Raw genomic sequence first — 20,652 nt, forward strand, 5'->3', positions numbered from 1 at the left:
AATAAATTCAATCAAAAATTATAATATGTTAGTGAATTTTGAAAGTTTAGATAATTCATCCAGAGTTTGGATTTTTCAGGCAAACAGAGAATTTTTAGCGAATGAAACGGAAATTATTACAGCAAAAGTTGAAGAGTTTATTGCAGAATGGAGACGTCACGGTGAAGATTTAAAGGCTTCATATATTATAAAATACAATCAGTTTATAGTACTATCCGTTGATGAAAATTACAATGGTATTTCTGGCTGTTCTATTGATGCTTCAGTTAATTTAATGAAAATATTTGAATCTAAATTTCAGTTAGATTTAACTAATAAACTAAATATTTCTTTTAGAGATGCAAGCAATATAAATGTTGTTAGTTTAGCAGATTTTCAAAAATTTGCTAAAGAAGGAAAAATCACTGCAGAAACTATTGTTTTTAATAATTTGGTAGCCACCAAAGCAGATTTTGAAACAAACTGGGAAGTAGCTGCTAAAAATAGTTGGCACAATAGATTTTTCACAAATATTTAACCATATATTTGGTTTTTTTTTTAATAAATTTCACGTAACATAAATTTTAAAATTATTCATATTTTTCTGAATGAAAAAGATATTCGTATTCCTTTTTTTACTGTTGAACGTTTGGCTGTTTAATGCTCAAACTAATGATCCGCTAAAGGATAAAAATGAGTTGGCTCAAAAAAAATGGGTTGATTCAGTATTAAGTAAAATGTCTATTGATGAAAAAATTGGACAATTATTTATGGTGCAAGCCTATTCTAATTCCGATGAAAAGCATAGCGAAGGTATTGACAGTTTGGTAGAAAAATACCATGTTGGTGGTTTAATTTTTATGCAAGGAACACCAGAAAAGCAAGCCGAATTAACAAACCGTTATCAACAAAAAGCTAAAACACCTTTATTAATTGGTTTTGATGGCGAATGGGGATTAGATATGCGTTTAAAAAACACCTATCGTTTTCCGTGGAATATGACTTTGGGTGCTATTAGAGATAATAAATTAATAGAAGAATTTGGAGTTCAATTAGGTAAACATTGCAAAAGATTGGGAATCCATATTAATTTTGCTCCTGTTGTAGATGTAAATACAAATCCAGAAAATCCAATTATTGGAAATAGATCTTTTGGTGAAAGTAGAGAAAATGTTACTGAAAAATCTGTAGCATTTATTAAAGGAATGCAAAGTGAAAATGTATTGTCCAGCGCTAAACATTTTCCAGGTCACGGAGATACTTCAACAGACTCTCATAAAACTTTACCGGTATTAGATTTTGATATTTCAAGGCTAGATTCTATAGAGTTGTATCCGTATAAAACTTTAATTAATAACAACTTAACAAGTGTAATGGTGGCGCATTTAAGCGTTGCAGCATTAGAGCCAAATAGTCAGTTACCAACATCATTATCTTATAACGTAATAACCAATTTATTAAAAAAAGATTTAAAATTTAACGGTTTAATTTTAACCGATGCGCTTAATATGAAAGGTGCTGCTGATTATGCAGAACCAGGAGATATAGATTTGGCAGCGCTGTTGGCAGGTAACGATATTTTATTAATTCCGGCAAATGTACCTGCAGCAGTTGTAAAAATTAAAAATGCTATTGAAAATAAAATAATTACTGAAGCTCGTATTAATTATTCGGTTGAAAAAATATTAAAAGCGAAATATTGGGCAGGTTTAAACAAAAATAAATTTGTTAATTTAAAGAATTTACAAAATGATTTAAATTCTATAAATGATGATCTTTTACATAGAAAATTAGTAGAGAATTCAATTTCGTTATTAAAAAATGATGGAGTTATTTTTCCAATTCAGAGTTTAGATAAAAAGAAAATTGCCTATGTAAAATTTGGAGATGATGATGGTAGCGCTTTTGTAAATATGCTTAAAAATTATGCAGATGTAGATGTAGTTTCAAGTCAAAATTTAGATGATTTAATAACCCAACTAGAACCCTATAATTTGGTGATTATTGGGTATCATAAATCAAATGCAAATCCTTGGAAAGATTATAAGTTTTTAGATAAAGATTTGGTTTGGATTCAGGAAATTGCACGATTAAAAAAAGTAATTGTTGATGTTTTTGCGAGTCCTTATAGTTTGTTAGATGTAAAAACATTTGAGAATTTTGAAGGCTTAATGGTTTCATATCAAAACAGTGTTTTATCTCAAGAAATTTCAGCTCAAATGATTTTTGGAGCATTGGAAATAAAAGGGAAATTACCAGTTTCAATAAAAAATGTTTTTTCTGAAGGCCACGGATTAATGTCTACCTCATTAAAAAGATTAGCTTATACTATTCCTGAAGAAGTAGGTATGAGTTCGGAGAAGTTAAAAAAAATAGATTCTATGGCAGCCACTATAATAAAAGAAAAAATGGCGCCAGGAATGCAAATTTTAGTTGCTAGAAAGGGAAAAGTAATTTATAATAAAAGTTTTGGTTACCAAACAGATGTAGATACTGTGAAGGTAGAAAATAATCATTTGTATGATGTGGCTTCTATGACAAAAATTTTAGCAACATTACCTTTAATTATGGAACTTGAAGAAAAAGAAGTACTTTCTTTAGAGAGCACTTTAGGGACTTTATTACCTAAATTAAAAAAAACCAATAAAAGTAAATTAACCGTTAAAGAGGTTTTATCGCATTACGGTAGATTGCAGGCTTGGATTCCTTTTTATTTAAAAACATTGGATAGTACCAAACAACCATCAGAAGAATATTATAGAACCGTGTCATCTAAAAAATACAATATTAAAGTTGCTAATAATTTATATTTAAGAACCGATTATAAAGATTCTATTTTTGATATTATTGCAAAGACTGATTTGTTAGATAAGCCACAATATAAATACAGCGATTTATCGTACTTTTTATTTAAGGATTATTTGGAAAAATACTATCGTGAAGATTTAAATGAATTGACTCAGGAGCATTTTTACAAAACTTTGGGTGCAAATAGAACTTCGTATGTACCATTAGAGAAATACAGTTTAAAAGAAATTGTTCCAACAGAAAAAGATGATTATTACCGATATTCTTTAGTACACGGCTATGTGCACGATATGGGAGCAGCAATGCAAGGAGGTATTGGTGGTCACGCAGGACTATTTTCAAACGCAAATGATGTAGCTAAAATAATGCAAATGTATTTGCAAAAAGGTTATTATGGCGGAAAGAGGTATTTTAAACCTGAAACTTTAGATACTTTTAATCATAGATATTTTGAAGACCAGAAAGTAAGAAAAGGTGTTGGATTTGATAAGCCACAACTTGAGGAGTCGGAAAGTGCTACTTGTGGTTGTGTTTCCAATAAAAGTTTTGGACATAGTGGTTTTACAGGAACATTTACTTGGGCAGATCCGGAAACAGAAATTGTTTATGTTTTTTTATCAAACAGAGTTTTTCCAACTATGGGTAACAGAGGTTTGGTTACAAGTAATGCCAGAACTAAAATTCAGCAATATATTCAAGACGCTATTATTAAATAACTTTCATTGTTTTAGTTGTAATTATACCTAGTAATATACTTATTAGTAAATATAAAAGTGCATATTTTATATTTAAAAAAGTATAAATAACGCTTGCTTGTAGTATATAAAACAACGGAAATACGGTTGTAATTAAAGCAAATCTGTAGGTATTTGTAAAAATAATATCATTTATTTTAGGCTTTAAATATTTCCAAATTAATAATGGAAAAAAGCTGTTTAATTTTGCCATAAAATAAATAGGAGCTAACCAATTAATGGTTTTTTTTACTTTTATTTTGGGTAGTGCATCAATATTTTCAAGTGATTTATTGGCTTTTAAAGGATTTAAAAAATCTACGTTTGCAGCCTTTAATTTTAATAAAATTTCATCGTGATTTTTAACATCTTCAATATGAAGTGTTAACTTTTTTAAAGCATTTCTAACTTCATTTATAATAGCTTTAAATTTATAATCTGGATTTTGTAAATCAAAAAATTGATTGGCTTGTATTGGTTTTCCATAATAAATAGAACTGCTACAAGGAAACTCTAAATGCTTATCATAATTAATGCCCACAGGTACAATTTGTATATTTAAGTTTGGGTATTTTTGAAGTGTTCCTAAAATAATACGTGCAAAACCTTTTTTTAAATGGATTACTCTTCTTAATTGATGATGTTCACCTTCAACAAAAATTTGTATAGCTTTTTCATCTTTTAAAAGATCGAAGCATTGCTCAAAAATTGCAATATTTTTTTCGATACTATTTTTGCCATCGCGTAATCTATAAACCGGTATTAAATTTAAAGTGCGTAGAATTTTATCTGCTAATTTATTTTTAAAAGCACTAGCTCTTGTTAAAAAATGAATATTTCTGCTGTTTGTTGTTGGTATTAAAATAGCATCTAACAATGCATTTTGATGATTTGCCACAAATAATATTGGTCCTTTTTTAGGAATATTTTCGCTACCATAAACACTTATTTTTTTTAATGTAAAAAAGAGTCCAATTTTTACATAAACCTTAATAATATTATACCAAAGATGTTTCAAAATATCAATTGTTAGTTTTTTGTTTTGCCCAATACGTTGCTAAAGCCAAACCAGAAATTATGTCCCAAATTGCCCAAAATGCAACCAATAAAGCCATTCCGCCTAAGCCTTGAAAAAAGCTAAATATTAATAAAAGTCCTAATCCAGAATTTTGTATTCCTGTTTCAATAGATAATGTTTTTTGATCTTTATAGGAAAGTTGCATTGCTTTGGCAAAGTAAAAACCGACCAAATATGCTATTAAATTGTGAGCTATAACTAAAATTAGTACATAATGTGCATAATTCATGAAAATTGATAGGTTATCATAAAATGCAATAATTATAAAAATTATAAAAATAATTAGGCTTATGGGTTTTAATATTTTTTGTAATTTTTTTGAAAGTTCTTGTTTATATTTTCTTATAAGCATACCTATTATTAATGGAATTCCTAAAATAAGCGTCACTAATTTTACCAATTCTAAAGGGTCTAATTCAATATTTTGAAGAATTTCGGCAGTTGGAGCATAATTATTTCCCCAAAAGCTTAAATTAAATGGTGTCATAACAAGTGATAACAATGTTGCAAAAGCTGTTAAACTAATTGAAAGAGCAGTGTTTCCCTTAGCCATTTGTGTCATAAAATTTGAAATATTTCCACCGGGACAAGCCGCAACCATCATCATTCCAAGCGCAATACTTGGCATTGGGTTTACTAACTTAATAAAAATGAAAGTTGCAAACGGAAGCAATATAAATTGAGAGATTATTCCTGTAAGTAAAATTTTGGGGTTTTTAATAAGTCGTTTAAAATCATCAACAGTAATTCCCAAAGCAACACCAAACATAATAATGGCTAGCGTAATATTTAAAACCCAAAGGCCTTCAGTATCAAAATTAATTTTAAGAGAATCTAAATTTTCAACCATATTAGTTTTTAAAAGCATACTCAATAATATTGGCACCCATTTTTAATGCTTTAAGTCTTATTTCATATGGGTCGTTATGAATTTCTTCATCTTCCCAACCATCGCTTAAATCGGCTTCATAATCATAAAAACAAACCAATCTTCCATCATAAAATAAACCAAAACCTTGTGGCGCTTTGTTATTGTGTTCGTGTATTTTTGGAATACCTTTGTCAAAATTAAAAGTTTGATGAAATATTGGGTGATTGTAAGGGATTTCTTGAAAATCTAAATTTGGAAATATTTTTTTAATCTCTCGTCTAATAAATTTATCAAATCCGTAGTTATCAGAAATATGCAAAAATCCACCTGAAATTAAATAGTTCCTTAAGTTTTCAGCATCATCATCATTAAAAAAAACATTCCCATGTCCTGTCATAAAAACTATAGGATAATTAAATAAATCAGAACTATTTACGCTTACGGTTTCAGGAGTTTCTTTAATTGATGTTTTTATTTGAGTATTACAAAACTTAATTAGGTTTGGTAAAGCAGTTGGATTTGCATACCAATCTCCACCGCCATTATATTTTAAAACTGCAATTTGTTGGGCAGATACAATGCTAATTGTAAATACCCAAAAGATAAAAACTATCAGGTATTTTATATAAGGCATAAAGTATCTATTAATTGGTTTCAAATTATAATTTTTTTAGGTATTTGGTATATTTATTATTTACTGCCCACTGCTTTTACTCATTTATAAACGCAACACTATGCACTGCAACAATTCCTGCTGTTTCGGTACGTAACCTGCTTTCTCCCAAAGATACAGGAATAAACGAACGCCCCAAACTTTGCTTAATTTCTTTAGGCGAAAAATCGCCTTCCGGACCTATTAAAATTGTAGTTGGTAGTTGAGGTTTTAATTCGGTTTTTAACAATTTTTTCTCTGTTTCTTCACAATGTGCTATAAACAATTGTCCTTCAAAGTTTAATTTTATAAAATCATTAAAAGTAATAGGTTCGTTTAATTTTGGATAATGAAATTTAAGCGATTGCTTTGCTGCAGATTGAATTATTTTTTCCATTCTGTCTGTTTTTAGTACTTTACGCTCAGAATGATCACAAATAATAGGTGTAATTTCATCTATTCCAATTTCAGTAGCTTTTTCTAAAAACCATTCAAATCTATCATTTAGTTTTGTGGGTGCAATGGCAATGTGTAAATAATAATTCCACGGTTTTTGTTTAGTTTCAATAGCGGTAATTTCAACCAAGCATTTTTTATCGTTTGCAGCAATAATTTTCGACGTAAATAAATCACCAAAACCATTGGTAATAAATATTGTATCGCCTTCGTTTTTTCGAAGAACCTTTACAATGTGTCTACTTTCGGTTTTATCAAAAGTAAATTGTTTAGTTTCTATTGTTATTTCAGGATTGTAAAATAATTGCATTAAATATCTTTTCTAAATGTACAACGTTTTTTATAGGTTACAGGCGAGAAGTTTTTCCAAACCGCTGCTATAGCTTTGTTACTCGCTAATTCTGGTGTTCTTATACAGTTTACTATGCCTAATTTTTCAAATGTTTTTTGATATTCTAAAAATATTAAAGCGTGAATTCCTTTATTCTGATAATCTGGATGGATTCCAATTAAATAAAAAATGGCATCTTTACTTTCTTTTCTAGCTTTTAATAAATGGAATATTCCAAAAGGAAATAGTTTTCCTTTTGCTTTTTGTAAAGCTGTTGAAAATGAGGGCATTGTAATGGCAAATCCAATCATGTTATCATTTTTATCAACTACAAATTTTATATATTCAGGATTGATAAATGATAAATATTTTTTCTTAAAATAAGCTATTTCAAGATCTGAAATTGGCACAAACGAAGGTAAAGATGCATAACTTTTATTAAACAAATCAAACATTTTATCTACATACGGCATAATGTTTTTTGTTTTTGTAAAATTTAGAGTAGTCAATTCATATCGCTTTTGTATAATAGTTACAACTCTTTCAATAGGTTCTTTTATTACATTTTTAAAAGGGAATTTATTTTCTAAATATTCCTTTTCAACTGCAAAACCTAGTTGTTTAAAATGTTCTTGATAATATGGGTAATTGTACCAAGTTACCATAGTACCAATATGATCAAATCCTTCGGTTAAAACACCTACTTTGTCTAAATTGGAAAAGCCAACAGGACCTTCCATAAATTCTAATTTGTGTTGTTTTCCAATTTCTTCAACCTTTGTTAAAAGTGCTTTAGAAACTTCAATATCATCAATAAAATCGAACCAACCAAAGCGCATTTTTTTAAGGTTTTGATCTTTTATTTCTGTAAAGTTTATAATTGCTGCAACACGTCCAACAATTTTATTATTTTTTAAAGCCACAAAAAAACGTGCTTCAGCATGGTTAAATACAGGATTTATATCTTTGTTAAAAGATTCCAATTCATCATTAATAATTGGCGGAACCCAATACGCATTGTTTTTATATAATTCAAAAGGAAATTTAACAAATTGTTTTAGTTCCTTTTTTGAAATCATTTCTTGTATGGTAATCATAAAAATTAGTTCTTTTTAAATAGTCGAGAAAAAAAGTTACCTCTTTTTTTGCGTTTTTTTGTTAATTGATTTAGAGGTGAGCTTTTGTTTATAATTTCATCAGAATGCTTATCTAATCGCCAAGCTACACCAATTGATGAATATACAAATGAATAATCTTCAAAAAAATTAGTTCTTACAGAAGCATCAATTTGTAAATTATCTGAAAATAAATACGCGGCTCCTGTTCCAAAGTGAAACTCATTATCATTTTCTTTAAATATTCCTTGATTTTCAATAAAATAAGACCATCTTTCACTTAAAGCATAGGTCATAGTTACAATGTAAGAGTAATTGTTATCATCAGAAGTAATTTTGTCTGCAATTAAATTTGTAAGTAATACCAATCTATCAGAAAAATCGTTTTGTAACAAAATAGCACCTTTAAAACTAACAGCATCATCTTTATAATATTCACTTAAAAAATTGGTATGCACACCTGCATAAACACCAACCGAAGGAATAAATCTGCTTTTGTCAAATGCATTTCTGCGTTTCCAACTTCTAACTTCTTTAGATTTATCTACATATTCTTTTTGATAAATTAAATATTTTGCACCAATTGCCAGTTCACTTACGCCAAACTCATTGTAATTATTTCCAAATGGATTTTTAATTTCATCATTTTGATAGGTAATTTTAGCATCAAACTCCAATTTTTCTAAAAATTTACCATATCTAAAAAACAATTCGCCTCCATACGTTTTTGGAATAGCTAATAAATTTTCATCATTATTGGTTTTGTAAAACATCCCAGTTTCAAATTGAAATACGTCTGTACCAATACTATACGGGCTTTCTGAAAATCCTGGTCGTTTAGAATTAATGATTTCAGTATATTGAGCATTCACAATTTGAAAGGTAATTATTGCTGTTACCAATAAAATAAATCTTTTCATGAAGTTTTAGATTAGGTTGTAAATATAAGATTTTATCTAATTAAACGTTTTGGTAACTATCAAATTGTTATTTTTGAAAATTATTAATATTATATGAAATGGGATTGTTAAAAACACTAGCAATTATATTAATTGTGTACTATGTATTAAAATTTATTAGCAAATTTATTTTGCCATTATTTGTGAAAAAAATGGTTGAAAATGTTCAAAAAAAGTACAATGAACAACAGCAAAACCAGTACAATGATACTAGTGGAAAAGTTGGAGAAACGGTAATTGCTAAAAAACCAAATGAGCCAAAAAGTAATAAAGATATAGGTGATTATGTTGATTACGAAGAAGTTAAAGATTAATTTATGAAAGAAAATTTTAAAAAGCTTACACCTTATTTTATTGCAATAATTGCCTTTATTTTAATTTCTGTAACTTATTTTTCACCAGTATTGGAAGGTAAAAAAATATTCCAAAATGATATAAAGCATTTTATTGGAATGGCTAAAGAGGTAAACGACTTTAGAGCTGAAAATGGTGAAGAACCATATTGGACAAATGCTGCGTTTAGTGGTATGCCAACATACAATTTAAGTACATTATACCCAAATAATTTTGTAAAAGCATTAGATGATGTATTACGATTTTTACCAAGACCGGCAGATTATTTATTTCTATATCTATTAAGTTTCTTTATTTTATTATCAGTTTTAAAAGTAGAGTGGAAGTTAGCCATTTTAGGAGCCTTAGCCTTTGGTTTTTCTACATATTACATAATTATATTAGGTGTTGGTCATAATGCAAAAGCACACGCAATTGCTTATATGCCAATGGTTTTAGCAGGGATTTTACTCACGCTAAACAAAAATTATTTATGGGGATTTGTACTTACTGCTATTGCTATGGCTTTAGAAGTTAGTGCCGGACATCCACAAATGACATATTACTTGTTATTTGTAGTGCTAATTTTAGGAATTGTTTATATAATTGATGCTTTTAAAGAAAAGGAATTACCAGCGTTTTTTAAAAGTATTGCAGTTTTAGTAGTTGCAGTTGTATTGGCAATTGGCGTAAATGCACCAAGTTTATTGGCAACTAGTGAATATGTAAATTTTAGCACACGTGGAAAAAGTGAGTTAACAATAAATCCAGATGGTAGTGAAAAGGAAAAAGTAAAAGGTCTTTCTAAAGATTATATTACTGAATATAGTTACGGAATTACTGAAACTTTTAATTTATTTATTCCACGTTTTACAGGTGGAGGAAATTATGAAGATGTAGGTTTAGACTCAAATATTTATCAGTTTTTAAAAGATAAAACAGATCCACGCCAGGCAAAAGAATTTGCACAATATGCTCCTTTATATTGGGGAAACCAACCTATTGTAGAAGCTCCAGCATATATTGGTGCTATTCTATTATTTTTATTTGTTTTGGCGCTATTTTTAGCAAAAGGAAAATTAAAAAATTGGTTAGTGGGCGTAGTCATATTTTCAATTTTATTAAGTTGGGGTAAAAACTTTAATGCTTTAACCAATTTATTTATTGATTTTGTGCCAATGTATAACAAGTTTAGAGCGGTTTCATCCATTCAGGTGTTAGCTGAAATGGCAATTCCTCTATTGGCAATTTTAGGATTAAAAGAATGGTTTTCTGATAAAAATTCATCGGAGGTAAAATTAAATGTCTTAAAAAAAGCATTGTATATTGTTGGAGGATTGGCACTGATATTTACACTATTTGGATCAAGCTTATTTGCTTTTGAAGGTTTACGAGATGAAAGTTATGATAAATTATTACCTGGTTTATTAGATGCTATTATTGCTGATAGAAAAGCAGTATTCTTTGCAGATAGTTTAAGAACCTTAATATTAGTACTATTGTCTGCTAGTGTTTTATGGTTGTTTTTAAAAGAAAAATTAAAAATGAATGCGGCTATTATTGCTTTAGGTGCTTTAATTTTATTTGATTTGGTAGCTGTAGACAGACGTTATGTAAATAACGAAGATTTTATGAGTGCGCGTGAAATTGACAAACCTTTTGTAGCTTCAGCAATAGATAAAGAAATATTAAAAGATACAACATATTATAGGGTTGCAAATTTTGCGGTTGATCCAATGAATGATGGAAGTACTTCTTATTTTCATAATTCTATTGGTGGTTACCACGCTGCAAAATTAGGAAGATATCAAGAGTTGTTTGATTTTCAAATAGCAAAAAATAATATTGAAGTGTTAAACATGTTAAATACTAAGTATTTTATGTTTGAAGATAGTAATCAGCGTTTAACAGCACAACAAAACCCCGATGTAAATGGCAATGCATGGTTTGTTAATACTATTAAAATTGTAAAAAATGCTGATGCGGAAATTTTAGGTTTAGATAGTTTAAAAACAAAAACTGAAGCTATTATTGATGTTAGATTTACAAATGATAAATTTAAAACTGAATTTCCAAAAGATTCAACAGCAACTATAGCCTTAATAAATTACAAGGATAACCATTTAACATACAACTCAACTACTTCAACAAACCAATTTGCAGTGTTTTCTGAAATGTATTATAAAAATGGTTGGAATGCTTATGTTGATGGTGTTTTAAAACCTTATTATAGAGTGAATTATGTGTTACGCGGAATGGAAATACCTGCCGGAAAACATACCATTGAATTTAAATTTGAACCAACAGTAATTAAAAAAGGAAATACTATAGCATTAGTTTCGTATGCATTTTTGTTGTTAATTCCTATTGGATGGTTTTATATTGATAAAAAGAAAAAAAATGTACGCTAAAATACCTTCTCGACGTTATAAACATACGTTGAAATTTTTACAAGCCGCATTACCAGCACCAGCAACCATTTTAGATTTGGGTGTGCGAAATCCATTTTCTGAAATTATGGAACAAAATGGTTATACAGTAATTAATACATTGGGTGAAGATTTAGATGAATTGCCAGAAATTGTAAAACAACATAAGGTTGATGCAGTTACTGCTTTTGAAATTTTCGAACATTTACTATCGCCTTATGAAGTGTTAAAAGCCATTGAAGCAAAAAAAATAATAGCTACTATACCATTAAATTTATGGTTTGCTAAAGCATACAGAAGTAAAACTGATATGCGAGACAGACATTACCATGAGTTTGAAGATTGGCAGTTTAATTGGCTAATTGAAAAAACAGGGTGGACTATTAAAAAAACTCAAAAGTGGACAAGCCCTATTCATAAAATTGGAATTAGACCATTATTAAGAAAATTTACACCACGATACTACGCAATTTACGCTGAAAAATAAATACAATGCGCATAGGAATGATTTTAGACAAAACATTTCCACCTGATCCTAGAGTGGCAAATGAGGCTATTTCATTAATTGAAAATGGTCATGAGGTTTTCTTGTTTTGTTTAAAATATGGCAACGAGCCAAAAAGTGAAATTATAAACGGTATTCAAGTTAAGCGCTATAAATCTAATAAATTTACATACAAATCTTCGGCATTAGTTTATACAATTCCTATTTATTCTAAACTATTAGTCAAAAAAATTCACCATTTTTTAGTAAAAAATGTTATTGAAATTGTACATATTCATGATATTCAAATTGCAGAAGCTGCATTTAAAGCAACTGAAAAATTGCAGTTAAAAACAGTGTTAGATTTACACGAAAACAGACCAGAAATAATGAAGTTTTATCCACATTTACAAAAATTTCCGGGTAAATATTTAATTTCATCTGTAAAATGGAAAGTAAAAGAGGAAGAATTTATAAAAAAATCAACTGCGGTTGTAGTTGTAACTGAAGAGTCTAAAAACGAAATAGTTACTAGAGTAGGCAAGTTACCAGAAACAATTGTTGTAGTGCCAAATACAGTTCATAAATCGTACTACAATAAAGCAGAAGTTAAAAACGAGATTATTGAAAAGTATAAAAATAATTTTGTGTTATTGTATGTTGGAGATACTGGTTTAAGAAGAGGTTTAAGTACTGCAATTCAAAGTATAGCAACATTAAAAGATAAAATAACCAATATAAAGTTGGTAATTGTTGGTAGCAATACTTCAGATATTTTTTTAAAACAATTGGTTCAGGATTTAGCTATTGAAAAATATGTAGACTTTGAAGGTTGGCAAAATGAAAAATTGTTTCCGTCATATATTATGGCAAGCACTATTTGTATTTCACCTTTGCACAGAAATTTGCATCATGATACAACCTATGCCAATAAAATATTTCAATACATGAGTTTCGGAAAACCGCTTTTGGTGAGCGATGCTTTATCTCAAAAAAATATTGTTGAAAAAGCCAATGCAGGTTTGGTTCATAAGGCTGAGGATGTGTTAGATTTTACCGAAAAAGTATTAGAACTTTACAACGTATCAATATTACAAACTAAATTTGGTGAAAGTGGAAAAGCTTTTATTGAAAATGAATTTTATTGGGAAAAAACATCTGAGAAATTGATAGCGTTATATCAAAATTTTAATTAATGAAAAAGGCACTTATTATAACATATTATTGGCCGCCTGCTGGTGGATCTGGAGTGCAGCGTTGGTTAAAATTTGTAAAATATTTTAGGGATTTTGGTGTTGAACCCATAGTTTATACTGTTGAAAATGCAAATTATCCTATTACCGATAATTCATTAGAAAAAGATATTCCTTCTGGTATTGAAATTCTAAAACAGCCAATTTGGGAACCAAATAATGTACTTTCATTGTTTGGAAAAAAGAAAACAGAAAGTGCTGGATTTTTAAACCCAAATCCTACTTTTTTTGGAAAAGTACTGCAATATATTAGGGCAAATTATTTTATTCCTGATGCTCGAAAATTTTGGGTGAAACCTTCAGTAAAATTTTTAAAAGAATATATTTCAAAAAATAATATTGATGTAGTTATAACTACTGGTCCGCCACATAGTTTACATTTAATTGGGGTGCAATTAAAACAAGAATTAGGTATAAAATGGATTTCAGATTTTAGAGATCCTTGGACAGAAATTGATTATTTTCATCAGTTACCATTATCTCCAAAAGCTATTAAAAAACATCATCAATTAGAGCAAAAGGTATTGCAATTGTCTGATGCTGTGTTGGTTGTTGGGCAAACAATGAAACAAAATTATCAAGCTTTTAATAAAAATATTAAGGTTGTAACCAATGGTTTTGATGGCGAGGTTCAAGAAAATAATATGTTGGATAAAAAGTTTACTTTAACACATATTGGTTTAATGAATGCGGATAGAAATCCTAAAATTCTTTGGGAAGTATTGTCTAAAATTGTGTTGAAAAACAATAATTTTGCTCTAGATTTTCAATTAAAATTAATTGGTAAAATTGATGTTTCTGTAAAAAATGATATTTCAAATTTTGGGCTTTCTAAAAATGTTGAGATTGTAGATTATGTTGCTCATAAAGAGGTAATTGAATTTCAGAAAAAATCGCAGGTACTATTATTAATTGTAAACAATGTACCAAGTGCAAAAGGTATTCTTACCGGTAAAATTTTTGAGTATTTAATGGCAAAACGTCCAATTTTAGCAATTGCACCAACCAATGGAGATTTAGCAGAAATTATTAATAATGCAAACGCCGGAAAGGTGGTAGATTTTGAAGATAAATTTAGTTTGGAAACTCATATTTTAGAGTTGTACCAACAATTTAAAAATGGAACTTTAAGCATAAATTCTAACAATGTTGCTCAATTTCATAGAAGAGAATTGACTAAAAAAGTTTCGGAAATAATTTATGAAATAACCGCATGAAAAAAATTGTAACCATTTTGGGCGCTCGTCCACAATTTGTAAAAGCAGCAGTTTTAAGCAGAGAAATATTAAAACATCAAGAAATTGAGGAAATTATTGTGCATACTGGGCAACATTATGATGCCAATATGAGCGATATTTTTTTTAGCGAAATGGAAATTCCTAAGCCAAAATATAATTTGGCAATAAACGGATTAAATCACGGTGCTATGACTGGGCAAATGTTGCAAAAAATAGAAGAAGTTTTAGTAATTGAAAAACCTGATGGAGTTGTAGTTTTTGGCGATACAAATTCTACACTTGCTGGTGCACTTGCGGCAAAAAAGTTGCATATAAAAGTTGTGCATATTGAAGCGGGTTTACGCTCTTTTAACATGAAAATGCCAGAAGAAATTAATAGAATTTTAACCGATAGAATTTCCGATTTATTGTTATGCCCAACAGATAGTGCAATTGATAATTTGGTAAATGAAGGTTTTGAAAATATGCCTATTAAAATTGTGAAAAGTGGTGATATTATGAAAGATGCTGTGGAATATTATAGTCAATTTTCGCAGCAGAAATCGACAATTATTTCCGATTTGAAGTTAGAAAAAAATGAATTTGTGTTAGCAACTATTCATCGTCAAGAAAATACGGATGATTTATCGAATTTAAACTCAATTTTTGCGGGATTAGAAACTATTGGCAAAGAAAAAACAGTGGTTTTACCATTACATCCCAGAACAGAAGGTATTTTAAAAGCCAATAATTTAAACTTTAACATAAAAATAATTGATCCGGTTGGTTATTTTGATATGTTAGAATTATTGAAAAATTGTAATTTGGTAGTAACAGATAGTGGAGGACTTCAAAAGGAGGCTTTTTTTAATAAGAAACACTGTATAATTGCCAGAGAAGAAACCGAATGGATTGAATTGGTAACCAATGGTTTTGCTAAAATTGTTGGAACAAATACGGTTAAAATGATTGAAGCTTTTACTAATTTTCAAAATTCAACTATTAATTTTGAGGTTGATTTATATGGAAATAACATTGGAGAAAATATGTATAAAGAAATACTAAAAATTGTGTAATGGGAATTGTATTAAAGCAATCATTTATAAATACAATCATCCTTTTTTTAGGATTTGGAGTTGGTGGTATTAATGTATTGTTTTTATACACGCATTTTTTACATGAAGATTATTTTGGGTTAATTACTTTTTTACTTTCTGCAGCAAATATTTTATTGCCTTTATTGGTATTTGGTATGCAAAATACCATTATAAAGTTTTATTCATCGTACAAAACAAAATTAGAGCGCGATAATTTTTTAGCAACAACGTTGGTTATTCCGTTGTTTATAATTATTCCTTTAGCGTTAATAGGTACTTTAGTATATGAAAATATTGCTAACTGGATTTCTGAGGAAAATCCAATTATAAAAAAGTATACGTATTTAATTTTTATTACTGCCATTTTTATGGGCTATTTTGAAGTTTTTTATGCGTGGACAAAAGTGCATTTAAAATCGGTTTTTGGAAATTTTATAAAAGAATTATTCCCACGTATTTGTACATCGTTTTTATTGCTAGCCGTGTATTTAAAGTTGTTAACCGATGAGCAGTTTATTTATAGCGTTGTAATTGTGTATGGGTTAAGTACACTTATTATGATGTTATATGCCTTTTATGTGTATAAACCAACCTTTAAATTTGTGTTGCCAGAAAATTTTAAGGAGTTATTATCATTTTCATTTTATATAATTGTAGCTGGTTCAGCTGCTGGAATTTTATTGGAGATTGATAAATTTATGATTCCTCAAATGGAAAAGATTGCGCAAGTTGCCTATTATTCTGTGGGAATTTATATTGCAAGTGTAATTGCAATTCCAACAAGAGCAATGCAGCAAATTACAAGTCCTATTACGGCAAAAGATATGAACGATGATAATTATGTTGCCGTTGAGAAAATGTATCAGCAAACTTCTATAAATTTATTAGTTGTTGGAGGTTTATTTTTCTTGTTAATTAATTTAAATATAAACGATATGTATTTGTTAATTAACAAACCGCAATATACCAAAGGAGTTTGGGTAGTTTTAATTATATCATTATCAAAATTGGTTGAATTGGCTTTAGGAACCGGAAATGCCATTTTAGTAAATTCTATTTATTATAAAATATTTTTTTACTTATCTATTGCAATGGCGGTTACAGTTATATTTTTAAATAAATGGTTAATTGCAATGATTGGTATTGATGGCGCAGCATTAGCAACGTTAATAGTTATGATATTATATAGCGCCATTAAAATTGGGTATATACAATCTAAATTTAAAATTCAACCTTTTGGAATAAATACAATTAAAGTGGCTATAATTATTAGTGTTGTTTTTGCACTTTTTTATTTCTGGAATTTTAGTTTCAACCCTTTTGTAAATATCATTTTAAAAGGTGTATTAATTTCAATAATTTATTTAATATTAATAAAAAGATTTAAAATTTCTGAAGAGTTAAACGCAATGGCAGCTTTAATGTTTAAAAAGGGTAAATAGCTTATAACTTTTTATGACATTCTTACGTTTGGTTTCTTTTTAAAATATGTCTTTTTAACATCTTTAACATTACCTGAGTAAATTACTTCGCCATTGCTTTTGTATATTACAAGTAATTTTCCAACTTTAACTAATTTTCGTTTACTATATTGAAAATCTACAGTGCCTATTTTATTAATTTTTCCATTGCTTTTATAAGAAATTTTCACAGTATTAATTCCAGTTATCTGTCCTTTTGAATTTCGTTTTACTAATACGTTCTTGTATTTTTCGTCATTTTTCATTGTGTTTACAGCTGCAAAAGTAAAAGTGCCATTTAATTGAATAGAAAATTGAATCCCGTTTTCATAAAAAACTATAGGTTGGTTACTTTTAATTTCTTGGAAAAAAGATTTATGATAAAAGGAATTATAGCTATTAGCATATAAACTACTAAATGCAAAAATAAATAGGATACTATATAAAAGTGTTTTTTTCATTATATCAATATTTAGAATAATGTCTACTCTTTTAGTTTTTCGACTTCCACTTGATATTTAGTATCCAAAAGGTATGCCAAAATATTGATATTTAAAACAGATTTGTAAAAAAAAAACCACTAAAAAATTTAGTGGTTCATTTATAAAAAATCAAGATTACTCTTAACTTTCAGCAGTGCTTTTAATTTTTAACTTCTAATCAAAATTACATATTAAAATAGGAATAGATTGTAATTAATGTTACTGTACACATCTAATTTATTAATATATTTAATTTTTTAAATTTTCACAGCAAAAATGGATTATATAGTACATATATTTTATGGAGTTTTAATGGCTTATTTTGGATTAATTTCTCCTGGAATGTTAAATATGACTGCGTTAAAAATTAGAATAGAAAATGGAACTTCCAATAGTTTAAAATTTGCATTTGGAGCCGCTTTAATAGTTTTTGTACAAGCAGGAATTGCATTATATTTTGCTGATTATTTTATTAAAAATCCAGAAGTAATAGAACGTTTAAAAATTGCAGGTGTGGTAGTGTTTTTTATATTATCAATTTTTTTCTATTATTTATCTCGAAAGGAATTAAATCCGAAAATAAGCAACACAAAAGGGAATTATTTTTTAAAGGGAATTGGAATGTCATTAATAAATATGTTGGGAATACCTTTTTATTTAGGAATAAGTATTTTTTTGGCTGCCGAAAATAAAATTTTAATAGAGCAACCTTTTATACTTTTATTTGTTATTGGAGCTTCTATTGGTTCGTTTTTATTGTTTAGTACCTATATTGTTTTTGCTAATATTATTATTAAAAAAGTATCGTTTATAGCTAAAAATATTAATGTAATTTTAAGTTTACTGTTTTTAGCATTAGGGGTTTTTACCTTAATTAAAATAGTACATTAATTTATTTTATATTTACAAATCTTAAATTTTGAATTAGAATTATGATTGAAGCTATTGAAAAAAATTTGTTAAGAGGAGTAAAGCTTCTACAATGTATTTCAGATGAAGAATATAGCAATACAACAATAGCTCCATATTATTCTAGTATAGGAGGTCATATTCGTCATATTTTAGATGTTTTTGATTGTGTTTTTGAAGGTTTACCTTCTAATGAGATCAATTTAATTAAAAGAAAACGGAATGATTTAGCCGAAAACTTTACAGCCCACGGAATTAATTATATTACTTCAACCATAGTAAAACTAAGAGAATTAAATCCGGATGATTTTAATAAAATTGTAACAGTAACAGACGATTTAGGTTTGGGACCAATTTCGGCAAAGTACACGGTAGTTGGAATTTTAATTCAGGCACATAGCCACGCAATTCATCATTTTGCAAGTGTTGGTTATGTTATTAATCAGTTAGGTATTCAATTACCCGATAAAGATTTTGGTTTTAATCCAACAACACCAAAACAAAAAATTACTGAATAGCATTTAATTTAGCTATTTCTTTTAAATATCTTTTATACTTAAAATAGGTGCTTATAAAATCTTTAAGATTTGTGTATTTTGCTATGCCCAATTTATTATTTGTTGTTCCTATGGTATAAATAAGTTTCCAATGTTTTTTTATGCTTTTTAATGCTTTAAAATAAGAACCAGTAGTAGCATCGTATATATGTGTTGGTTCAGAAATAATTCCATTTATTTCTAAAATTTTAAAATTTTCGCCTTTTAAAAGTTCATCAAAAGAATGATATTTTACATCAATTCTGCCGTAAAACCAGCCATCAATTTGTGTGTTTAATGAATTTAAAAAATTCACCAAATCATTGTTAATTAAGTGATTACCGTTAATAAATTGTGTGCCTTTAGAATGGTTTCCAATAACGTTTAAAATTATTTTTTCACCTTTTTTATAAATAGTAGTTAGTTTAGGTTGGTTAATTTCTAAAATGCTAGCTAAATAGTTTTGAGCTCTTTTATCTTGATGTATTAATTCTAACAATGTAGATTTTCCATTACCATAAACAGTTAAATATTTTTTTAAAGTTAAAGAAGTAATTGTTCCACTTTTTTCTGAAGGTAAACGATGATAAAAAATACCACATTCATTTTCAAACTCAATATATTCCTGAATAATTAAATTTATTGAATTGTATTTATTTAAATATGAAGAAAGATCTTCAATACTCCCAATTTTTTTTACTAACAAGCCTCTAAAGCCTATATCTGGTTTAATAATTAAAGGAAAATTTATTTTAGCGTTGGAGATGTTATTAATAACAGTTGCAATTTTTTCATTTTTAGCAACGTATACTGTTGCAGGTTTACAATAGTCTGGTAATAATTCAATTGTTTTAAATTTAGATTCTAAACCATTTCCAGATCCTTCAATTCCTGGATTTACTGCCGAAAAAAAGCCAAAACTTCTTGCTTTAATTGCCAAATAAAAGGCGTAGGGTAGTAGTGGAATGTAAAACATAGAAGAAGACCAATATTCCCAATTTTTGATGTTAAATACACTCATTCTTTTTTATCAAATAAAGCATCTAAAATTATTTTAATCCCTAAATAACCTAAAACTATGGCGGCAATTGCCATTAAAATTCCAGCAATTAACCATAAATAATTGTTGTTTAGTTTAATTGCTTTATAGCCAATTGTAATTAATATAGGGGCAAAAAGCAATAAAGGTAAAGCAGCAACTTCATATTTTATTCCACGTGCCAATTTCTTTTTATTTGTGCCCATTGGTATATTTCTGAATAGCTAAACGTACATTTTTATGTTCTAATAATAGTTTATTAGCTACTTCCTCAGAAATATTTAATTCCTCCATTAGCATTTTAGTACCTCTGTCAACTAGTTTATTGTTAGATAGTTGCATTTCAACCATTTTATTTCCTTTCACTTTTCCTAATTGAATCATTACACAAGTAGAAATCATATTCAGAACTAATTTTTGAGCAGTTCCA

General features: G+C 28.2%; 20 protein-coding genes and 1 pseudogene. 11 read left to right on the plus strand and 10 right to left on the minus strand.

Going from position 1 to position 20,652, the window contains the following annotated elements; genetic code table 11:
• Both ABY298_RS07740 and ABY298_RS07745 read left to right on the plus strand, forming a co-directional pair.
• Positions 1 to 517: hypothetical protein (locus ABY298_RS07740; protein ID WP_372745449.1), on the plus strand; the 517-nt coding region annotated here is incomplete at its 5' end.
• A gap of 70 nt (positions 518 to 587) precedes the next feature.
• Positions 588 to 3,503, plus strand: coding sequence for a glycoside hydrolase family 3 N-terminal domain-containing protein (locus ABY298_RS07745; RefSeq protein WP_372745450.1), 2,916 nt, complete (start codon positions 588 to 590; stop codon positions 3,501 to 3,503).
• Here ABY298_RS07745 and ABY298_RS07750 read toward each other — a convergent pair.
• The 6 genes from ABY298_RS07750 to ABY298_RS07775 all read right to left on the minus strand — a co-directional run bounded on the left by ABY298_RS07750 (position 3,496) and on the right by ABY298_RS07775 (position 8,944).
• Positions 3,496 to 4,539, minus strand: coding sequence for a lysophospholipid acyltransferase family protein (locus ABY298_RS07750; RefSeq protein ID WP_372745451.1), 1,044 nt, complete (start codon positions 4,537 to 4,539; stop codon positions 3,496 to 3,498). The two genes, ABY298_RS07745 and ABY298_RS07750, sit on opposite strands and share 8 nt — an antisense overlap.
• A 4-nt stretch (positions 4,540 to 4,543) precedes the next feature.
• On the minus strand, positions 4,544 to 5,467 hold the full coding sequence (locus ABY298_RS07755) for a bile acid:sodium symporter family protein (protein ID WP_372745452.1): 924 nt from the start codon (positions 5,465 to 5,467) through the stop codon (positions 4,544 to 4,546).
• Positions 5,451 to 6,104: a DUF4159 domain-containing protein gene (locus ABY298_RS07760; RefSeq protein ID WP_372745468.1), complete on the minus strand. Its 654-nt coding sequence runs from the start codon at positions 6,102 to 6,104 to the stop codon at positions 5,451 to 5,453. The genes ABY298_RS07755 and ABY298_RS07760 overlap by 17 nt, the downstream gene beginning before the upstream one ends.
• 76 nt (positions 6,105 to 6,180) lie before the next feature.
• Positions 6,181 to 6,888: a 16S rRNA (uracil(1498)-N(3))-methyltransferase gene (locus ABY298_RS07765; RefSeq protein WP_372745453.1), complete on the minus strand. Its 708-nt coding sequence runs from the start codon at positions 6,886 to 6,888 to the stop codon at positions 6,181 to 6,183.
• Positions 6,888 to 8,006 carry a GTP cyclohydrolase gene (locus ABY298_RS07770; RefSeq protein WP_372745454.1) on the minus strand — a complete coding sequence of 373 codons (1,119 nt, stop codon included), beginning with the start codon at positions 8,004 to 8,006 and terminating at the stop codon, positions 6,888 to 6,890. Before ABY298_RS07770 ends, ABY298_RS07765 begins: the two co-directional genes overlap by 1 nt.
• A gap of 5 nt (positions 8,007 to 8,011) precedes the next feature.
• Entirely contained in the window at positions 8,012 to 8,944 is a 933-nt protein-coding gene (locus tag ABY298_RS07775; protein WP_372745455.1) for a transporter, read from the minus strand.
• Between the two features lie 98 nt (positions 8,945 to 9,042).
• On the opposite strand from ABY298_RS07775, the gene ABY298_RS07780 reads away from it, so the two are divergent.
• From ABY298_RS07780 to ABY298_RS07810, 7 genes are read left to right on the plus strand one after another with little or no spacing between them, the layout of a single operon-like run.
• On the plus strand, positions 9,043 to 9,297 hold the full coding sequence (locus tag ABY298_RS07780; protein ID WP_372745456.1) for a DUF4834 family protein: 255 nt from the start codon (positions 9,043 to 9,045) through the stop codon (positions 9,295 to 9,297).
• 3 nt (positions 9,298 to 9,300) lie between these two features.
• A complete protein-coding gene (locus ABY298_RS07785; RefSeq protein ID WP_372745457.1) occupies positions 9,301 to 11,727 on the plus strand; it encodes a YfhO family protein in 2,427 nt (808 codons plus the stop codon).
• Positions 11,717 to 12,232 carry a methyltransferase gene (locus tag ABY298_RS07790; protein WP_372745458.1) on the plus strand — a complete coding sequence of 172 codons (516 nt, stop codon included), beginning with the start codon at positions 11,717 to 11,719 and terminating at the stop codon, positions 12,230 to 12,232. Before ABY298_RS07785 ends, ABY298_RS07790 begins: the two co-directional genes overlap by 11 nt.
• Positions 12,233 to 12,237: 5 nt before the next feature.
• Positions 12,238 to 13,425, plus strand: coding sequence for a glycosyltransferase (locus ABY298_RS07795; RefSeq protein WP_372745459.1), 1,188 nt, complete (start codon positions 12,238 to 12,240; stop codon positions 13,423 to 13,425).
• The gene (locus ABY298_RS07800; RefSeq protein WP_372745460.1) at positions 13,425 to 14,699 is read left to right on the plus strand and encodes a glycosyltransferase; all 1,275 of its coding nucleotides are present in this window, start codon (positions 13,425 to 13,427) and stop codon (positions 14,697 to 14,699) included. Before ABY298_RS07795 ends, ABY298_RS07800 begins: the two co-directional genes overlap by 1 nt.
• Positions 14,696 to 15,775 carry a non-hydrolyzing UDP-N-acetylglucosamine 2-epimerase gene (wecB, locus tag ABY298_RS07805; RefSeq protein ID WP_372745461.1) on the plus strand — a complete coding sequence of 360 codons (1,080 nt, stop codon included), beginning with the start codon at positions 14,696 to 14,698 and terminating at the stop codon, positions 15,773 to 15,775. Before ABY298_RS07800 ends, wecB begins: the two co-directional genes overlap by 4 nt.
• A complete protein-coding gene (locus tag ABY298_RS07810; RefSeq protein WP_372745462.1) occupies positions 15,775 to 17,238 on the plus strand; it encodes a lipopolysaccharide biosynthesis protein in 1,464 nt (487 codons plus the stop codon). Before wecB ends, ABY298_RS07810 begins: the two co-directional genes overlap by 1 nt.
• Positions 17,239 to 17,249: 11 nt before the next feature.
• Here ABY298_RS07810 and ABY298_RS07815 read toward each other — a convergent pair whose 3' ends face one another.
• Positions 17,250 to 17,717: a hypothetical protein gene (locus ABY298_RS07815; RefSeq protein WP_372745463.1), complete on the minus strand. Its 468-nt coding sequence runs from the start codon at positions 17,715 to 17,717 to the stop codon at positions 17,250 to 17,252.
• Between the two features lie 297 nt (positions 17,718 to 18,014).
• On the opposite strand from ABY298_RS07815, the gene ABY298_RS07820 reads away from it, so the two are divergent.
• Together ABY298_RS07820 and ABY298_RS07825 are read left to right on the plus strand one after the other, a co-directional pair.
• Positions 18,015 to 18,629 carry a hypothetical protein gene (locus ABY298_RS07820; protein WP_372745464.1) on the plus strand — a complete coding sequence of 205 codons (615 nt, stop codon included), beginning with the start codon at positions 18,015 to 18,017 and terminating at the stop codon, positions 18,627 to 18,629.
• Positions 18,630 to 18,670: 41 nt separating this feature from the next.
• Entirely contained in the window at positions 18,671 to 19,165 is a 495-nt protein-coding gene (locus tag ABY298_RS07825; protein ID WP_372745465.1) for a DinB family protein, read from the plus strand.
• On the opposite strand, the gene ABY298_RS07830 is transcribed toward ABY298_RS07825, so the two are convergent.
• From ABY298_RS07830 to ABY298_RS07840, 3 genes and pseudogenes are all read right to left on the minus strand, one after another.
• Positions 19,155 to 20,204, minus strand: a complete 1,050-nt coding sequence (locus tag ABY298_RS07830; protein ID WP_372745466.1) for a D-alanine--D-alanine ligase — start codon at positions 20,202 to 20,204, stop codon at positions 19,155 to 19,157. The genes ABY298_RS07825 and ABY298_RS07830 overlap by 11 nt on opposite strands.
• On the minus strand, positions 20,201 to 20,428 hold the full coding sequence (locus ABY298_RS07835) for a DUF6095 family protein (RefSeq protein WP_372745467.1): 228 nt from the start codon (positions 20,426 to 20,428) through the stop codon (positions 20,201 to 20,203). The genes ABY298_RS07830 and ABY298_RS07835 overlap by 4 nt, the downstream gene beginning before the upstream one ends.
• Positions 20,415 to 20,652: pseudogene (locus ABY298_RS07840) on the minus strand (N-acetylmuramic acid 6-phosphate etherase); the annotation flags it as partial. The pseudogene ABY298_RS07840 and the gene ABY298_RS07835, both read right to left, overlap by 14 nt.

This window comes from Lutibacter sp. (assembly GCF_041596795.1).
Classification (GTDB): domain Bacteria; phylum Bacteroidota; class Bacteroidia; order Flavobacteriales; family Flavobacteriaceae; genus Lutibacter.